The following is a 15,580-nucleotide window of genomic DNA, read 5'->3' as shown; positions in this document are numbered from 1 at the left end:
GATCGAGGCATTCATCGCTTTGGCCAACGCGGTCATCGTGATCCGACGCCTCGTCCGCACCGCTTGGACAACCCACCGCTGGGACACCCGACCAACCCGACGACCATGACCTACCTGCGGAATCTCTAACACGACGATCTGGACCACCGATCCCAGCCACTAGCCGCGGTCAGTTCCTGCGGATTGTTGCGTTGGCTCTCCTCGAGGCTCGGCCGCGAGCGGCCTCACACCTCGAAGAGCGTGGGATGGAGTTCCATCACGTGAACACCGACTCGATCCAGTCGTCGAGTTCGTCATTGTCGGGCAACTCTGCCGGTTCCACGTCGAGTCCGAGGACGACCACCATCAACCGGCGCGGCACCCTGCCCAGCCCGCCGTTCTCGTGAGACCTCGCCGGACCGTGGACGGAGACCGTCTACAGTTGTCACCAGCCATGGGGAAATCTGCCCTGGCTCCTCACCTCGCAGCGAAAGCGCCCCGACGTAGGATGCGCGCGCCGCGCCGATAGAGCGGATGTACCCATTTCCACGCTTCAGGCCCCGGCCTCCCTCCGAGCCCCCGTTCGTGTGTTCGCGCATGGAGCGCGTCCCTACTCCACGACCGCCGAGTTCCCTCCCCTGATCAGGGCCTATACGGAGGTATCCCAAGCCGTGAAGGAGCAAGGCCTGCTGCGCCGGGCCTACGGCTTCTACCTGGGCCTGGCCGGGGTGCTGCTTCTCGGGTTCGCCGGCGCCATCACCGGGTTCATCCTGCTGGGACACAGCTGGTTCCAGCTCCTGATCGCAGCCGCGCTCGGGATCCTGTTCACCCAGGTGGCGTTCCTCGCCCATGAGGCCGGACACAAGCAGATCCTCGCCACCGGCCCCGCCAACAACCGCCTGGCCACGTGGCTCGCCGGCATCATCGGCATGAGCTACTCGTGGTGGGACAACAAGCACAGCCGGCACCACGGCAATCCCAACAAGGTGGGTAAGGATCCCGACATCGAGGTGGACACCATCTCCTTCCTCGCCGACGACGCCACCAAGGCGCGCGGCCTCATCAAGTGGATCACGAAGCGTCAGGGCTGGTTCTTCTTCCCCCTGCTCACGCTGGAGGGCATCAACCTGCACTACAAGAGCTTCCGGCACCTGTTCTCGCGCGGCAAGGTGAAGGACCGCTGGCTGGAGCTCTCCATCATCCTGCCCCGGTTCGCCCTGCTCCTGGTGCCGATCTTCCTCTTCCTCCCCGTGGGCATGGCCTTCGCCTTCCTCGGCGTCCAGCTGGCCGTCTTCGGCGTCTACATGGGGTCCACCTTCGCCCCCAACCACAAGGGCATGCCCGTGATCGCTCCCGACGCGAAGCTCGACTTCTTCTCCAAGCAGGTGCGGACCTCCCGCAACATCTCCGGCGGCTGGGTGGCGTCGATGTTCATGGGCGGGCTCAACTACCAGGTTGAGCACCACCTGTTCCCCAGCATGGCCCGCCCGCAGCTCGCCCAGGCGCGCCTGATCGTCATGGAGCAGTGCCGGAAGCTGAACGTGCCCTACACCGAGACCACGCTGTGGAAGTCGTACGGCATCGTGATCCGCTACCTGAACGACATGGGCCTTGGCGCCCGCGACCCGTTCGTCTGCCCGATCACCGCGCTGTACCGGAGGGCGTGACGCTCACAGGCCGAAGAGGCGGCTTCTCCACTTGATGACCTCGATCACGACGACGACCAGCAGCCAGACGATCAAGGCGATGGTCATCCACCCGCCGCGCACGAACGAGCGCAGTTTGGCCAGCGTAGCGTCGGAGACGTAGAGGTTGCCCTCCAGGATGTTCCAGTGCGTCATCGAGACGAACACGAACGTGGTGGCCACCGTGACCAGGATGCACCACGGGCACAGCGCGCCGATCGCGAAGGTCGACTGGTACAGCAGCCAGTAGGCGAAGATCACGCCTAGCAGGTAGACCGCATTGGCGGTGAACATGAACCACTTGGGGAAGCGGGTATTGCTGAGCGAGGCCACCGCGATGGTCATCACCACCGGCTCCGAGATCAACCCGAGGAAGGCGTTGGGGAAGCCGAAGATGTTGGCCTGCCAGGTGCTGCCCACCTTCACGCAGTCCAGGATCTCGTTGATCGAGCAGGCCGCGACGTAGTTGGGGTCCCCCGCGATCTGGATCGCCTCATAGGACAGCACCCAGGAGGCGATCAGGCTGAGCGTCGCGAAGATCAGCATCTCGGTGAAGAGGATCCGACGCGAGCGCAGCATCGACTCGGGGCTGATCTCCTGATCGGCCGGATCCAGCTCGGTCTGCGTGCTCATCGCCGGGTTCCTCCTCGGGGTTCTCCTTGCGTCGCCGAGTGTACTGCTCACCCCAAGGAGAACCGTGGCGGGGCGAAGCTCGGCGTCGTCGTGGCGGGGTGCTGTTCCAGCGCGCGCAGCAACTCCGCGACGGCGACGTCGAGCTGCGGATCGGTCTCCGACTCCCAGTCCTCCGGATCGAGCGGCACCTCGATGTCGGGGTCGACGCCGTGGTTCTCAAGCCCCCAGCCGTGCTCGGCGAAGTGGATCCAGTAGCGAGGCTGGGTGACCTCGGTGCCGTCCACCAACTGGTAGCGACCGTCGATGCCGACGACGCCGCCCCAGCTGCGCTCCCCGATCACCGGGCCGAGCTTCAGCTCCTGCGCCGCGGCCGCGACGATGTCGCCGTCAGAACCCGCGTAGCTGTTGGTGACGAAGGCCACCGGGCCGCGCATGCCCTGGCGCGGGTAGCTCAACGCACCGGCGATGTCCCGGGCGCCGGCCCATCCGATCACCTTGCGGGCGATGCGCTCGATCACCAGCTCGGAGGTGTGACCGCCGCCGTTGTAGCGCACGTCGACGATCACCGCCTCGCAGCGCGTGGCCTGTTCGATGAGGCGCTGGAACTCGGCCCAGCCGCTCGCCGCCATGTCCGGCACGTGCACGTAGCCGATCCGCCCGGCCGACGCGTCGCGCACGTAGGCCACGTTGCGGGAGACCCATTCGTGGTAGCGCATCGACGCCTCGCTCGCGGTGGGCACCACGGCGACCCGCCGGATCTTCCCGCCGCGGGCGAGGGTGAGTTCCACCACCTTGTCGGCTGCGCCGCGCAGCAGTTCGCCGATGTCGGACACCTGGTCGGTGGGGTGCCCGTCGACCGCGACGATGACGTCGCCGGGAATGGCCGCGATGCCGGCGGCACGCAGCGGTGAGCGGGCCGTCGGATCGGAGGATTCGCCCGGCAGGATCCGGGAGATGACCACCTCGCGGCGCGCATTGCGGGTGAACTCGGCGCCGAGGAATGCCACCTTGGGCTGCGCCTCGGCACCACCGGCCGGGAGCACGTAGGCGTGCGAGGTGTTCAGCTCCGCCACGGTCTCCCACAGCACGTCGACCAGTTCGTCGTGCGTGGTGATGACGTCCAACAGCGGCCGGTACCGGTCCACCGCCGCGTCCCAGTCGACGCCGTCGAAGTCGGCGCGCCAGAAGTGGTCGCGCATCAGCCGGGCGTTCTCCTCGAACATCTGACGCCATTCCGCGCTCGGGTCGCTCTCGCGACGCAGCCGGCTGAGGTCGACGCTCACCTGGCTGTCGTCGTCTTCGCCGGGCTTGGTGTCGGCGGGCTGCACCCACACGTCGTCGCCGTTGCGCACGACGAGGTGCTTCCCGTCACCGCTCACCGCGGCGGAGTCGCAGGCGTCGACGACCGTGGAGGTCTTGCGGGAGGAGAAGGAGAAGTACTGCACCTGATCCGGGGTGTCATCGTCGGGTCCGGAGCGGCCGTGACCGAGCACGCCGGGGGCGCGCACCGTGCGCAGCCAGAGGAAGCCCCCGTTTACGGCCTGCAGCGAGTGGTACCGCCCGGCGGCCACCGGCAACGCGACCATCCGGTCCTCGACGCCGTCGGTGTCGAAGACGACGGCATCGGCATCCCCAGCAGCCTTGTCCTCCGAGTCGGCGCCGTCGGCCTTGCCGTCCTTCTCGGACTTGTCCTCCGGCTCGGCGACCGGCCAACCATCGGCAGCCGGCCCGAACGGGACCGGCTCCTCGGCGCTCAGCGGCACGATCCATGGCCGGATGGTGTTGGTGAAGGCCAGGTCGAAGCCGAGTTCGTCGTAGCTGGGGTCGATGGTGCGGCTGGAGAGGAACGCCAGGTGGCGCCCGTCCGAGGAGAAGGCGGGCGAGAAGTCGTTGAACTGCCCGCGGGTGAGCTCGAAAGCCCGCTCTTCGGCCAAGTCGAAGCCCACCAGCCGGCCGAGCTCCGTCTCATCGCCGACGGGCTCCCGCCACACCAGATAACGGGCGTCGGGCGAGAAGATGAGCCCGGAGGCGTCCCCCTGATCGCAGCGCCCGACCTGCGCGATGCTGCCATCGGCCACGTCGAGCACGGAGACCGCACCGTCGTGGCTGGCGATCGCGACCTTCGCACCGTCGGGAGAAGCCTGAAGCTCGAGCACGCGACCCAGCCGCCCCTTGCCGAGACGACGCACGCCGCCCTCGCCGGTGAGCGACCTGATCTCCAGGCAGTCCTCGCCCAGCACGTCGCTGGCCCATATGCCGCGCCCGGTCTGCCCGAGCACCTGGGGCTCCCGGATGCGCACGCCCGCCGTATCGCTCACCGCGCGCGCCGGGCCGGAGCGATGGGTGAGGAAGTAGGCCGCGCCTCGCCACTCCAGCAGCGAGCCGTTGCCACCGTGGTCGGGCGCGATCCGCTCCAACCGATCGGTGGGTTCCACAACCACCGACGCGGGGCGACGCAGCACCGTGCGCAGGTCGATGGGCTCGGGCTGGGCGTCGAGTCCCGCCATCCGGTACAGCCGACCGCGGGCGTGATAGACGATCGAGCGCCCGTCCGTGGTGGCGTCGCGCACGTATCCGTCCTCTACGGTGTGCGCGGTGTGCTGACGCAGGTCGCCGCCGGTCAGATCGACGGACCACACCTGGGCCTGCACGTCGGGCCGGTCCCCGTGATCCGAGGTGAACATCAGGCGGTCGCCGACGAAGGCCGGGTGCCACAGGCTGGCCTCGATCTCAGGCTGCACGCGCCGCCATCCGGTGGCGCCGTCGTCGGAGAGCCAGACGCGCACCGCCATGCCGCCGCGGTATCGCTTCCACCCGGCGGGATCACGGAAGTTGGGGCTGGCCACGGCCACGGCGCCGGACGGATGGAACGCCGCCCCCATGGCCAGGCCGTAGGGCAGGCGCTCGAGGTGACCGTCGAGGCTCACCGCGTAGAGCTGGCTGTTGCGCGCCATGGTGTGGTGGTCGGAGGCCAGCAGCACGTGCTCGTCGTCCATCCAGCCGGCCACCAGCATCCGACGCGCGCTCAGCCAGGTGAGGCGGCGCTGGGCACCGTCGAGGCCGACGACGTGCAGGTCGTGGCCTCCGGTGGTGGTGGCGACGAACGCCACCTGAGAGCCGTTCGGGGAGATCCTGGGACTACGCGGAGCCATCTCGCCCTGGGTGAGCCGGACGGCCTGTCCCCCGGCAAGCGGACCCGCCCAGATGTCGTCGTCGGAGACGAAGACGACGGTGTCATCGAGGACGTGAGGAAAGCGCCGGTAACCAAGACTCATGAGGGTAGACCTTACCCCTCAGCGCGTGCGGATCAGGCGGACAGTCCCCTGCGCTGCGCGATCTCGGACCGCATGATCAACTCGGGCTGGTCCTCGCCCAGCACGGCCTCGCGGGTGACGACGACCTGCGCGACATCCTCGTCGGAAGGAACCTCGAACATCACGTCGAGCAGCAGTTCCTCGAGGATCGCGCGGAGACCACGCGCACCGGTGCCGCGCTCCAGCGCCAGATCGGCGATGGCGGAGATGGCGCCGTCGGTGAACTCCAGGCTCACGCCGTCGAGATCGAAGAGCTTGACGAACTGCTTGAGCAGCGCGTTGCGCGGCTCCACCAGGATCCGTTCCATGGCCTCGCGATCGAGCGGGGCGACCGTCGTGATGATCGGCAGACGGCCGATGAACTCCGGGATGAGGCCGAACTTGTGCAGATCCTCTGGACGCACCAGGGAGAACGGATCGGCAGACACCCGACGCAGCTCCGGCGTGTTGTTGAAGCCCAAAGGGCGCTTGCCGACGCGCTGGTTGACGATCTCCTCGAGGCCCGCGAACGCCCCGCCGACGATGAACAGCACCTTGGTGGTGTCGATCTGCAAGAAATCTTGATGCGGATGCTTGCGGCCGCCCTGCGGCGGCACCGAGGCGACGGTGCCCTCGAGGATCTTCAGCAGCGCCTGCTGCACGCCCTCTCCGGACACGTCGCGAGTGATCGACGGGTTCTCCGACTTGCGGGCCACCTTGTCGATCTCGTCGATGTAGATGATGCCGGTCTCGGCCTTCTTGATGTCGAAGTCGGCGGCCTGGATGAGCTTGAGCAGGATGTTCTCGACATCTTCGCCGACGTACCCCGCCTCGGTGAGCGCGGTGGCATCGGCCATCGCGAAGGGAACATTCAGCATCCGAGCCAGCGTCTGAGCCAGATAGGTCTTGCCGCAGCCCGTGGGGCCGATCAGCAGCACATTGGACTTGGCGATCTCGACGTCTTCCGACTCGCTGCGCCGGGCCTGCGGCTCCTGCTCGGCCTGCAACCGCTTGTAGTGGTTGTAGACGGCGACGGACAGCGCCTTCTTCGCGGAATCCTGGCCGATCACATAGGAATCGAGGAACTCGCGGATCTTGCGAGGCTTGGGCAGTTCCTCCACCAAGCCGGTCTCGGCGACCTCGGGGAACTCCTCCTCGATGATCTCGTTGCAGAGCCCGATGCATTCGTCGCAGATGTAGACCCCGGGACCCGCGATCAGCTTCTTGACCTGCTTCTGGCTCTTTCCGCAGAAGTTGCACTTGAACAGGTCACGAGACTCACCGATTCGCGCCATGGTCACCCCCTCGTCCTGGTTGCATTGTGGGCTTCTGATTGCCAGCCTACCCGTGAGACCAGCCGACGGGGCCGCAACCCCGTAAGAGTTGCGGCCCCGATTTTATGGTCGCTCAGCTGAGTTCCTTCATGGAGGTCAGGATGTCGTCGACGATGCCGTACTCCACCGCTTCCTCTGCCGTCAGGTACTTATCGCGCTCGATGTCCTTGCTGACCTTCTCGACGCTCTGGCCGGTATCGCTGGCCAGCATGTTCTCCATCAGCGCGCGGATGCGCAGGATCTCGCGAGCCTGGATCTCCAGATCGGACGACTGACCGTAGCCACCCTCCGTCGCGGGCTGGTGGATCAGAATGCGCGAGTTGGGAAGCGCCAGGCGCTTGCCCTTGGTGCCCGCCGCCAGGATCACCGCGGCGGCCGAGGCAGCCTGGCCGAGGCAGACGGTCTGGATGTCGGGCTTGATGTAGCGCATCGTGTCGTAGATCGCGGTCAGCGCCGTGAAGGAACCGCCGGGCGAGTTGATGTACATCGAGATGGGGCGCTCCGAGTCCATCGACTGCAGGCACAGCAGCTGCGCCATGACCGCGTTGGCGATCTCGTCGTTGATGGGAGTGCCAAGGAAGATGATCCGGTCCTCGAACAGCTTGGTGTACGGATCCACCCGGCGCACGCCGTAGCTGGTGCGCTCTTCCCACTGCGGGATGATGTAGTTCATGTCCGCGCCGGCCGGAGCCATGCCGCCGGGCATGCTGGGGTTGGTCATGGTGGCGTTCATCACTGGTTCGGAGCCTCCGACTTGATCTGCGACGCACGCTCGTAGACGTGATCGATGAAGCCGTAATCCAGCGCCTGCTCGGCGGTGAACCAGCGGTCGCGATCCGAGTCTGCCTCGATCTGATCGACCGTCTGGCCCGTGTGCTGGGCGATGAGTTCGGCCATGGTCTTCTTGATGTGCAGCGACTGCTCGGCCTGGATCCGGATGTCGGAGGCCGTGCCGCCCAGACCGCCGGAGGGCTGGTGCATCATGATCCGGCTGTGCGGCAGCGCGAAGCGCTTGCCGGGGGTGCCGGCCGACAGCAGGAACTGCCCCATCGACGCGGCCAAGCCCATCGCGACGGTGGCGACGTCGTTGCTGATCCACTGCATGGTGTCGAAGATCGCCATGCCGGAATCGACGGAGCCGCCGGGCGAGTTGATGTACAGATAAATGTCTTTGTGCGGGTCTTCAGCATTCAGCAGGAGCATCTGCGCGCAGATCGCATTGGCGTTCTCGTCCCGGACCTCAGAGCCCAAGAAGATGATGCGATTGGCGAGCAGCGATCCATAGACGTTGTCCGTCAGTCCCAGGCCGCCGCCCGCAGGCGCGGCCATGGAAGGTAGTTCTTTCGCGTTCACGGTGACAAACATACCGGCAGATCCAAGGCTCCCAAGGCCAACGGCGCGCGTTCGCTGGCGGGAAAACAAAAGGAGGCGTCCCAGCTGGGACGCCTCCTTTACTTGCTCGCGGAACGAGAATCAGTTCTCGTCGCCCTCGACCTCGATCTCGTCGGCACCGAGATCGACCTCGTCGGCCGCCTCGGGCTCGACCACGGGAGACGGGAATTCGACGGCAGCACCGTTCGAGTCCTCGACGGTGGCAGCAGCGCAGATGGCGGTGAGCGCCTTGGTGCGGCGGATCTCCTGCATCCACTCGCCCATGTGGTTGTGCTCCATCATGTGGTTCACCTCGTCCTGGGGAGAGGTGTTGTTCTGCTGGGCCTTGCGGAAGATCATCTCGGTGAGATCCTGCTGCGAGACCTCGAGCTCATTGGCATCGCCGTAGGCATCGAGCAGCACCTGGGCGCGCAGCGCCTGCAGGCCGCGATCCTCGATGGTGGCCCAGAACTCTTCCTCGGTCTCCGCGGTCTCGTCCTCAGCGGTCTCGAGGTACTGCTCGACGGACAGCCCGTACTGGGTGAGCTGGCGCTCGACCTGCTGGCGGCGAGCCTGCTTGTCGGCCTCGAGGACCGACTCGGGCAGCTCGAAGTCGACGAGCTTCAGGGCCTCTTCCAGCACCTTGTCGCGGGCGTCGGCGAGCTGCTCGTTCTTGAGCTGCTGCTCGATGCCCTTGGTGAGGTCGGCCCGCATCTCCTCGACGGTGTCGAACTCGGAGATCAGCTGGGCGAAGTCGTCGTCGAGCTCGGGAAGCTCCTGCTCCTGCACCTTGACGACGGTGACCTTCACGTCGGCCTCCTGGTCCTGGTACGCGCCGCCCAGCAGGGTGGTGGAGAACTCGGCGGAGTCGCCGGCGGACAGGCCGGTGACGGCGTCGTCGAGGCCGGCGAGCATGTTCTGCTCATCACCGACCTTGTAGGAGATGCCCTCTGCGGTGGCGTCCTCGAGGATCTCGCCGTTCTGGGAGGCGACCAGGTCGATGACCAGGATGTCGCCTTCCTTGGCGGCGCGCTCCACCTGGGTGGTGGTGGCGAAACGCTCGCGCAGCAGCTCGATGCGCTCGTTGACGATCTCGTCGGTGACCTCGGCGGCGTCGACCACGGCCTTGACGGCGGCGAAGTCGGGCAGGTCGAAGGAGGGACGCACGTCGACCTCGGCGACGAACTCCACCAGCTCATTGTCCTCGAGCTTGGTCACGTCGATCTCGGGCTGAGCCATCGGGTAGACCTGTGCCTCCGCGACGGCGGCCTGGTAGGCCTGCGGGATAGCCTCGTTGATGGCCTCCTGCAGCACGGCACCGCGGCCGAAGCGCTGGTCGATGACGGTCGACGGCACCTTGCCCTTGCGGAAGCCTGGGATGTTGACCTGGCCCGCGATGCTCTTGTAGGCGCGGTCCAGGTGCGGCTTGAGATCGGTGAACGGGATCTCGACGGTGAGCTTCACCCGCGTCGGGCTGAGCTGCTCTGCGGTGCTGGGCACGAATAGTCTCCTGAAAATCTGCGATTGACCTGGCAATCCTACCGAGAACTGTCCGCACCACCAATCAGGGCCCCATACACCCCCGTCGGCAACCATCCCCACAGCCGCGCATAGAGATCCCGCAGGTACCTCTTACTATGTCAACGTGGATCTGACGAGCAATGTCACCGACACCGCGCTCATTTTCGAGGGCGGCGGAATGCGAGCCACCTATTCCTCCGGGGTGCTGGCCGGCCTGCTGGAAGCGGATGTGCACGTCGATTGGGCGGCCGGTATCTCCGCCGGTTCCAGTTGCCTGGCCAACTACGTCACCCGCGACGCCACAAGGGCCCGTCGGACCTTCGTGGAGTTCTCTGCCGAACCCCGGTTCGGGAACTGGCGCACCTGGCTGCGCGGCAAGGGCGTCTTCAACTCCGAGTGGATCTACGAACAGACCTCGGCGCCGGATCAGGCTCTCCCCTACGACTGGCAGGCCTTCCTCGACAATCCCATGCAGTTTCGGGTGGGCGGCTACCGCTGCGAGGACGGAGCGATGATCTACTGGGGCCGCGACGACATCCACACCATGCTGGACCTGATGAAGCGAGTGCGCGCCTCGTCCACCATGCCCGTGCTGATGCCGCTCACCACCGTCGACGGCGAGGTGTTCTGCGACGGCGCCCTCGGCCCCACCGGAGGCATCGCGCTGGATGCGGCACAGACCGACGGCTACGAGAAGTTCCTGGTTGTGCACACCCGCGAGCGCTCCTATCGCAAGCAACCCGTCCGCACCCCACGCGGCATGAGGGCGTTGTTCCGCCGCTATCCCGCCATCGCCGACGGCCTGATCGCACGCGCGGCCAACTACAACCGGACGCTCGAGGAGCTTCTGGAACTGGAGAAGCAGGGCCGGGCGTACCTGGTCTTCCCCGACTCGATGCCGATCAAGAACTCCGAACGCAATCTCGCCAAACTCGGCGCGATGTTCGATGCTGGCTTCGCCCAGGCCCGACGCGAGGCACCGGCCATCCGCGAGTTCTTGGGGCTCTCCTGAGTTCACCGGAGTCTGCGAAATGGCACGACGCTGCCGACGCTGTTAAACTCGACGAGGTTCTGCGGATGTAGCTCAATGGTAGAGCCCTAGTCTTCCAAACTAGCTACGCGGGTTCGATTCCCGTCATCCGCTCGGCTGCGGGCCTCCGTCCAACGACGGGGGCCCGCACATTACGGGGCGTAGCGTAGTGGCTAGCGCGCCTGCTTTGGGAGCAGGAGACCGCAGGTTCGAGTCCTGTCGCCCCGACCATGGAACACCGGTCCTCGCGTGGCGGAACCACTCAACGAGCAGTAGCCACTCGAGTCCGGTGTCGCATTCGGCCGGGTAGCCAACCCTCGCTTACTGGGAGGCCTTCTTGGACTGCTCCTTGACGCGGGCTTCTTCGGCGAGCACCTTGCGGTGGGTCTCGCGTTCGCGGATCAGCCATTCCGGCGGGTCGGCCAGCAGCGCGCCGATCTGGTCGGCGTCGAGGGCCTCGGTGATACCCGCCCGTGTCAGGCCGGAGCGCGAGATGCCGAGCTTCTGAGCCATCACGTCGCGCGGGAAGGGACCGTTCTTGCGCAGGTCGATGAGCCAGGCCGGCGGGTCGGCGCGCAGCGCATCCAACTCGGCGCGGGTGATTCCCCCGGCGCGGAACTCCTCGGGCGCCGCAGGAAGATGGATGCCCAGCTTGTTCGCTGCGGTCTGAGGCTTCATGGTCTGACTCATGTGCCTAACCCTAGCGGCGCAGCGCCTCCGCGATCTCCCCCGCCCCCTACGCCATTCCGGGGCCGCCGACGAACGGACGGGGAAGGCTGGCTAGGGTTACGCCAGGATGAAAGAAGAGATCTATTTCGCGGGTGGCTGCCTGTGGGGCGTGCAGGCTTATCTCGCGACGCTGCCCGGGGTGAGGTTCACCGAGGCCGGGCGGGCCAACGGCACCACCGGAACCCTCGACGGACCCTACGACGGCTACGCCGAATGCGTGCGCACCGGGTTCGATCCGAGCGCTGTGGCCGTCGCCGACTTGATGGGCTATTTCTTCGAGATCATCGACCCGTACAGCCTCAACAAGCAGGGCGAGGATGTCGGCGAGAAATACCGCACCGGCGTCTACTCCGACGACCCGGCCCACCTCGCGCAGGCGCAGGCCTTCATCGACGCGAGACACGACCGCGACCGCATCGTCGTGGAGGTGCTCCCCCTCACCAACTACGTGCGCAGCGCCGACGAGCACCAGGACCGACTGGCTCGCTGCCCCGACGACTACTGCCACATCCCCGTCGAGTTGTTGACGAAGCACCGCACCTGACACCCGGTAGCCTGCCTGCATGACCAACGCGACGGATGGCCTGCGGATCGGGTACGTACCCGGGGTGACGCTCACCAAGTGGCGACGAGTATGGGCCGAGCGCTTTCCGCGGCAGCCTCTCGACGTGATCGAGGTCACGGAGGAGGGCCAGCGGAAGGCGTTGCTCGACGGCGCCGTCGACATGTGTTTCGCGCGCCAGCCGATCGACATCGACGATCTCCATTTCATCCCGCTCTACGACGAGGTGACGGTGGTCTGGGCGGCGAAGGACCATCCGATCACGGCCTTCGACGAGGTGTCGCTGGATGATCTGAAGGACGAAGACGTGCGCGACTCCTACGACCAGACCGACATCGACGCCGCCGTGGCTGAGGTGGCGGTGCTGCGAGTACCCCTGTCGATAGCGCGCACCCACAACCGTCGCGATCTGGTGCACCGGCCGATCACCGACGCGCCGCCGTCGACGGTGGGGCTGGCCTGGCTGAGGTCGAACGAGCATCCGTTGATCCAGGAGTTCATCGGAGTGGTGCGCGGCCGCAGTCCGCAGAGCTCGCGCACCACGAGCGAACGGAAGGCCCGCACCCCCGAGCGGAGCCAGCCGAGACCGCGCGCTCCGAGACAGGCGGAGCCGCTACCCGGTCGACGACGAAAGTCGCGACGCCGATAGGTTCGGGCCTTCCACGCGGAACCGCTACGCCACCAGCCAGAGGACGTAGGACAGTGCGAAAATCGCCACGCCCAGCGTGGTCTCCATCACCGTCCAGGTTCGCAGCGTCGTCTTCACGTCCATCTGGAAGAACTTGCCCACCAGCCAGAAACCGGAGTCATTGACGTGCGAGAGCACCGTGGCGCCGCCCGCGATCGCGAAGACGATCGCCGCGATGTGGATGTTGCTGAGGTCGGCCGCGATCACGTCGGCTGCGATGAGTCCGGCTGTCGTCGTCAATGCCACCGTGGCGGACCCCTGCGCGACGCGCAGCGCGGCCGAGACCAGGAAGGCCTGCACGATGAGCGGGAGGCCAAGCCCCGACAGCGAGCCCGTGAGCGCACCGCCGATGCCGCTCGCGCGCAGCACCGCGCCGAACATGCCGCCCGCACCAGTGATCAGGATCACGCCGCACACAGGGCCGAGCGCGCTGTCCATGATCTTCTGGCCGGTCTCCAGCGTGAATCGCCCGGGAGCCAGGGTGAACAGCGCGAACAAGACGGTGATGAGCAGCGCGATCGGCGTCATGCCGAGCAGCATGATGTAGCGGGCCCATTCCGCATCCTTGGGAATCGTTCCCGCCGAGATGAGAGTGCTCAGCACCGTGTTTCCGCTGATCAGGATGAGGGGCAGCAGGAGCACTAGGAGAACGTGAGTGAACGACGGCGCCGGCATCTTCTCACCATTGGGGCCCTTGAGATCGTTCATCTCGCCCATGATGGCTTCGGGGATGTCGACGTGGATGCGCTTGCCCTGCCACTGGCCGATGAAGTAACCGCCGATGACCCAGGACAGCACCGCGACGGGAATGCCCACCAGGAGCGTCGTGCCGAGTTCGCCCTTGAGGATCTCGACCGCCGCCACCGGTCCGGGGTGGGGGACCATGATCGCGTGCATGGCCGCGAAGGCCGCGGCGGTCGGAATGCCGTACAGCAGCAGCGATCCGCCGAAGCGGCGGGCCACGGTGAAGACGATCGGCAGGAAGATGACCAGGCCGGCGTCGAAGAAGATCGGGAACCCGAACAACAAGGCGGCGATGCCGAGCGCGAGCGGAGCTCGCTTCTCCCCGAACCGGCTCACCAGAGTGTCGGCGAGGATCTGCGCGCCACCGGTGACCTCGAGCATCCGCCCGAGCATCACGCCGAGTCCGACGAGCAGCGCCACACTGCCGAGCACGCCGGCGAAGCCAGTGGTGAGCACGGACCCGATGGTGGGCTCGCCCTCGGGAGCATAAACCGGGATCCCCGCTGCCACCGCAGTGACGAGGCTGACGAAGAGGAGTGCCACGAACGCGTGGATCTTCAACTTCATGATCATGACGAGGAGCAGCGCAATGGCTCCGACAGCGATCAGGAGGAGCACTCCTGTGCTGTATGCGGGTTCGATCATCTTCTCTATGCTCCTTCGCCTAGGGGGATCGTGCTATCGGGCCGACATCGGCGTGCGTGACGATCGACGTCCCTCTGCAATCCCAGTCGTCCTGTCATATCCGGTCGCTCCCATGCGCCCTTTGACGGAACACCCCAGATCATAGGGGATAAGAGATTCCGCAGGTAGGTGGCACCTACTGGCGGGATATCTCCTGTGACAGGCTCAGCGAATGCGGGCGAGAACCAGCTCTCGTCCCCGATCCACCGCGGAGAGCCGCGCTCCCAGCAACGGGCCTTCGACGCCCAGCTTGGACAGCTCGATGTGCAGCTGCACGGGGGCGATCTTCGGGGTCTCCTCGGCGACGATCTCAGCCAGCGGCTGGCCGATCAGCTCGACCGTCTCCCCGGTCAGCACCACCAGCGCGGGGTCTTGGATGGTGGCGATGGCGGCCACCCCCAGGCTGATCCGGCGCCCCAACTCCGCGAGGAACTCCGGCGACTCGGGGGCGCGCGACAACTCGACGCCGTAGTCGGCCGCCAACTCCTCGACGGCGGCCATGCCGACGAGACGCTGGAACGAGCCCTTGTCACGGTTCTCGGCGACGCTGCGCAGCGGAACTCCAGGAACCGGCAGGTAGCCGACCTCTCCGGCGGCGCCCGTGCTGCCCACGCGCACCCCACCGTCGATCACGCTGGCCATGCCGAGTCCGTGTCCGATCCACAACAGCACGAAGTCGACGTAGCGGCCCTCGGCGACGCCTTGGCGCAACTCCGCCAAGGCGGCCAGGTGCATGTCGTTGCCCAGGGCGACCGGGACGCCGATCCGCTCCTCGATCTGGCCACGCAGCTGCGCCATGTCTGGCAGGTCATAGGAGAAGGCCAGTTCGCCGGTGAGCGGATCTACCACGCCTGGCGTCGCGACCACAGCGCTCAGCAGGGGGCCGTCCGTGCCATCGGTCTCGGCCAGCACCTTCTCGACGGCGCTGGCGAAGTCGTCGACGGCGTGTCCGCCGGGCACCTCGCTGGACGCGAGCACCCGTCCGTCCAGCGAGCACAGCTCCGCGCGCACGGAATCGGGCTGGACCGCCAGGCCGACGGCCGTGCCCACCCCGGGCGCGAGTGCGTACAGTTCGGCGGCGGGCCCCCTGGATCCGGGTCGGGTTCCCTCGGAGCGCACCAGCCCAAGGCCCTCCAGCCTGGCGATCACCTGGGAACAGGTCACCCGGGACAGCCCGGTGTGCTCGGACAGCTCGGCCCTGGTGGCCGAGCCCACGCGCATGATGTGCTTCAAGGCGGCCGAGTCGTTCAACTCCCGCAGCAAGCTCGGCACGCCCGGCTTCTTCCTGGTCACTCTCCCCACCCCCTTCATTAAGGCTTCTTAGCAG

General features: G+C 66.6%; 13 protein-coding genes, 2 tRNA genes and 1 pseudogene. 7 read left to right on the top strand and 9 right to left on the bottom strand.

What is annotated here, in order from left to right; genetic code table 11:
• A pseudogene (locus P0D62_RS05720) lies at window positions 1–109 on the top strand (IS5/IS1182 family transposase); the annotation flags it as partial.
• 541 nt (window positions 110–650) lie between these two features.
• Window positions 651–1,646, top strand: coding sequence for a fatty acid desaturase family protein (locus tag P0D62_RS05715; RefSeq protein WP_275701664.1), 996 nt, complete (start codon window positions 651–653; stop codon window positions 1,644–1,646).
• Between the two features lie 3 nt (window positions 1,647–1,649).
• Here the strand turns inward: P0D62_RS05715 and P0D62_RS05710 are convergent, their stop codons facing one another.
• The 6 genes from P0D62_RS05710 to tig form a co-directional block, all read right to left on the bottom strand.
• On the bottom strand, window positions 1,650–2,297 hold the full coding sequence (locus P0D62_RS05710; protein ID WP_275701663.1) for a vitamin K epoxide reductase family protein: 648 nt from the start codon (window positions 2,295–2,297) through the stop codon (window positions 1,650–1,652).
• A 47-nt stretch (window positions 2,298–2,344) separates the two neighbouring features.
• Window positions 2,345–5,572, bottom strand: coding sequence for a S41 family peptidase (locus P0D62_RS05705; RefSeq protein ID WP_275701662.1), 3,228 nt, complete (start codon window positions 5,570–5,572; stop codon window positions 2,345–2,347).
• A 32-nt stretch (window positions 5,573–5,604) separates the two neighbouring features.
• A complete protein-coding gene (gene clpX / locus P0D62_RS05700; RefSeq protein ID WP_275701661.1) occupies window positions 5,605–6,885 on the bottom strand; it encodes an ATP-dependent Clp protease ATP-binding subunit ClpX in 1,281 nt (426 codons plus the stop codon).
• A 112-nt stretch (window positions 6,886–6,997) separates the two neighbouring features.
• The gene (locus P0D62_RS05695) at window positions 6,998–7,657 is read right to left on the bottom strand and encodes an ATP-dependent Clp protease proteolytic subunit (RefSeq protein ID WP_275701660.1); all 660 of its coding nucleotides are present in this window, start codon (window positions 7,655–7,657) and stop codon (window positions 6,998–7,000) included.
• On the bottom strand, window positions 7,657–8,289 hold the full coding sequence (locus tag P0D62_RS05690) for an ATP-dependent Clp protease proteolytic subunit (RefSeq protein WP_275701659.1): 633 nt from the start codon (window positions 8,287–8,289) through the stop codon (window positions 7,657–7,659). The genes P0D62_RS05695 and P0D62_RS05690 overlap by 1 nt, the downstream gene beginning before the upstream one ends.
• A gap of 108 nt (window positions 8,290–8,397) precedes the next feature.
• Window positions 8,398–9,795 (bottom strand): trigger factor, encoded by a 1,398-nt coding sequence (tig, locus tag P0D62_RS05685; protein WP_319946984.1) that lies wholly within the window; start codon window positions 9,793–9,795, stop codon window positions 8,398–8,400.
• A gap of 145 nt (window positions 9,796–9,940) precedes the next feature.
• Here tig and P0D62_RS05680 point away from each other — a divergent pair, with 145 nt between their 5' ends.
• The 3 genes from P0D62_RS05680 to P0D62_RS05670 all read left to right on the top strand — a co-directional run bounded on the left by P0D62_RS05680 (window position 9,941) and on the right by P0D62_RS05670 (window position 11,077).
• The gene (locus P0D62_RS05680; protein ID WP_275701658.1) at window positions 9,941–10,828 is read left to right on the top strand and encodes a patatin-like phospholipase family protein; all 888 of its coding nucleotides are present in this window, start codon (window positions 9,941–9,943) and stop codon (window positions 10,826–10,828) included.
• A 61-nt stretch (window positions 10,829–10,889) separates the two neighbouring features.
• Window positions 10,890–10,960: transfer RNA gene (locus tag P0D62_RS05675), tRNA-Gly, on the top strand.
• Window positions 10,961–11,001: 41 nt separating this feature from the next.
• Window positions 11,002–11,077 (top strand) — tRNA-Pro (locus tag P0D62_RS05670).
• Between the two features lie 90 nt (window positions 11,078–11,167).
• Here the strand turns inward: P0D62_RS05670 and P0D62_RS05665 are convergent.
• Window positions 11,168–11,536 (bottom strand): DUF5997 family protein, encoded by a 369-nt coding sequence (locus P0D62_RS05665; RefSeq protein ID WP_275701657.1) that lies wholly within the window; start codon window positions 11,534–11,536, stop codon window positions 11,168–11,170.
• A gap of 106 nt (window positions 11,537–11,642) precedes the next feature.
• Here P0D62_RS05665 and P0D62_RS05660 point away from each other — a divergent pair, with 106 nt between their 5' ends.
• Both P0D62_RS05660 and P0D62_RS05655 read left to right on the top strand, forming a co-directional pair.
• On the top strand, window positions 11,643–12,119 hold the full coding sequence (locus tag P0D62_RS05660; RefSeq protein ID WP_275701656.1) for a peptide-methionine (S)-S-oxide reductase: 477 nt from the start codon (window positions 11,643–11,645) through the stop codon (window positions 12,117–12,119).
• Window positions 12,120–12,138: 19 nt separating this feature from the next.
• On the top strand, window positions 12,139–12,786 hold the full coding sequence (locus tag P0D62_RS05655) for a LysR substrate-binding domain-containing protein (RefSeq protein ID WP_275701655.1): 648 nt from the start codon (window positions 12,139–12,141) through the stop codon (window positions 12,784–12,786).
• Between the two features lie 24 nt (window positions 12,787–12,810).
• Here the strand turns inward: P0D62_RS05655 and P0D62_RS05650 are convergent, their stop codons facing one another.
• Together P0D62_RS05650 and P0D62_RS05645 are read right to left on the bottom strand one after the other, a co-directional pair.
• A complete protein-coding gene (locus tag P0D62_RS05650) occupies window positions 12,811–14,214 on the bottom strand; it encodes a GntP family permease (protein WP_275701654.1) in 1,404 nt (467 codons plus the stop codon).
• 204 nt (window positions 14,215–14,418) lie between these two features.
• A complete protein-coding gene (locus tag P0D62_RS05645) occupies window positions 14,419–15,546 on the bottom strand; it encodes an ROK family transcriptional regulator (protein WP_275701653.1) in 1,128 nt (375 codons plus the stop codon).
• Window positions 15,547–15,580 lie beyond the last annotated feature (34 nt).

This window comes from Tessaracoccus caeni (assembly GCF_029211185.1).
Lineage (GTDB): Bacteria > Actinomycetota > Actinomycetes > Propionibacteriales > Propionibacteriaceae > Arachnia > Arachnia caeni.
The sequence above is the reverse complement of the archived record's forward strand: the minus strand, read 5'-3'. Positions and strand labels throughout refer to the sequence as shown.

Coding starts and splice junctions, on each gene's coding strand:
- P0D62_RS05710 (WP_275701663.1), bottom strand. CDS start 2,297: ATGAGCACGCAGACCGAGCTGGATCCGGCCGATCAGGAGATCAGCCCC.
- P0D62_RS05705 (WP_275701662.1), bottom strand. CDS start 5,572: ATGAGTCTTGGTTACCGGCGCTTTCCTCACGTCCTCGATGACACCGTC.
- clpX (WP_275701661.1), bottom strand. CDS start 6,885: ATGGCGCGAATCGGTGAGTCTCGTGACCTGTTCAAGTGCAACTTCTGC.
- P0D62_RS05695 (WP_275701660.1), bottom strand. CDS start 7,657: ATGAACGCCACCATGACCAACCCCAGCATGCCCGGCGGCATGGCTCCG.
- P0D62_RS05690 (WP_275701659.1), bottom strand. CDS start 8,289: ATGTTTGTCACCGTGAACGCGAAAGAACTACCTTCCATGGCCGCGCCT.
- P0D62_RS05665 (WP_275701657.1), bottom strand. CDS start 11,536: ATGAGTCAGACCATGAAGCCTCAGACCGCAGCGAACAAGCTGGGCATC.
- P0D62_RS05660 (WP_275701656.1), top strand. CDS start 11,643: ATGAAAGAAGAGATCTATTTCGCGGGTGGCTGCCTGTGGGGCGTGCAG.
- P0D62_RS05655 (WP_275701655.1), top strand. CDS start 12,139: ATGACCAACGCGACGGATGGCCTGCGGATCGGGTACGTACCCGGGGTG.
- P0D62_RS05650 (WP_275701654.1), bottom strand. CDS start 14,214: ATGATCGAACCCGCATACAGCACAGGAGTGCTCCTCCTGATCGCTGTC.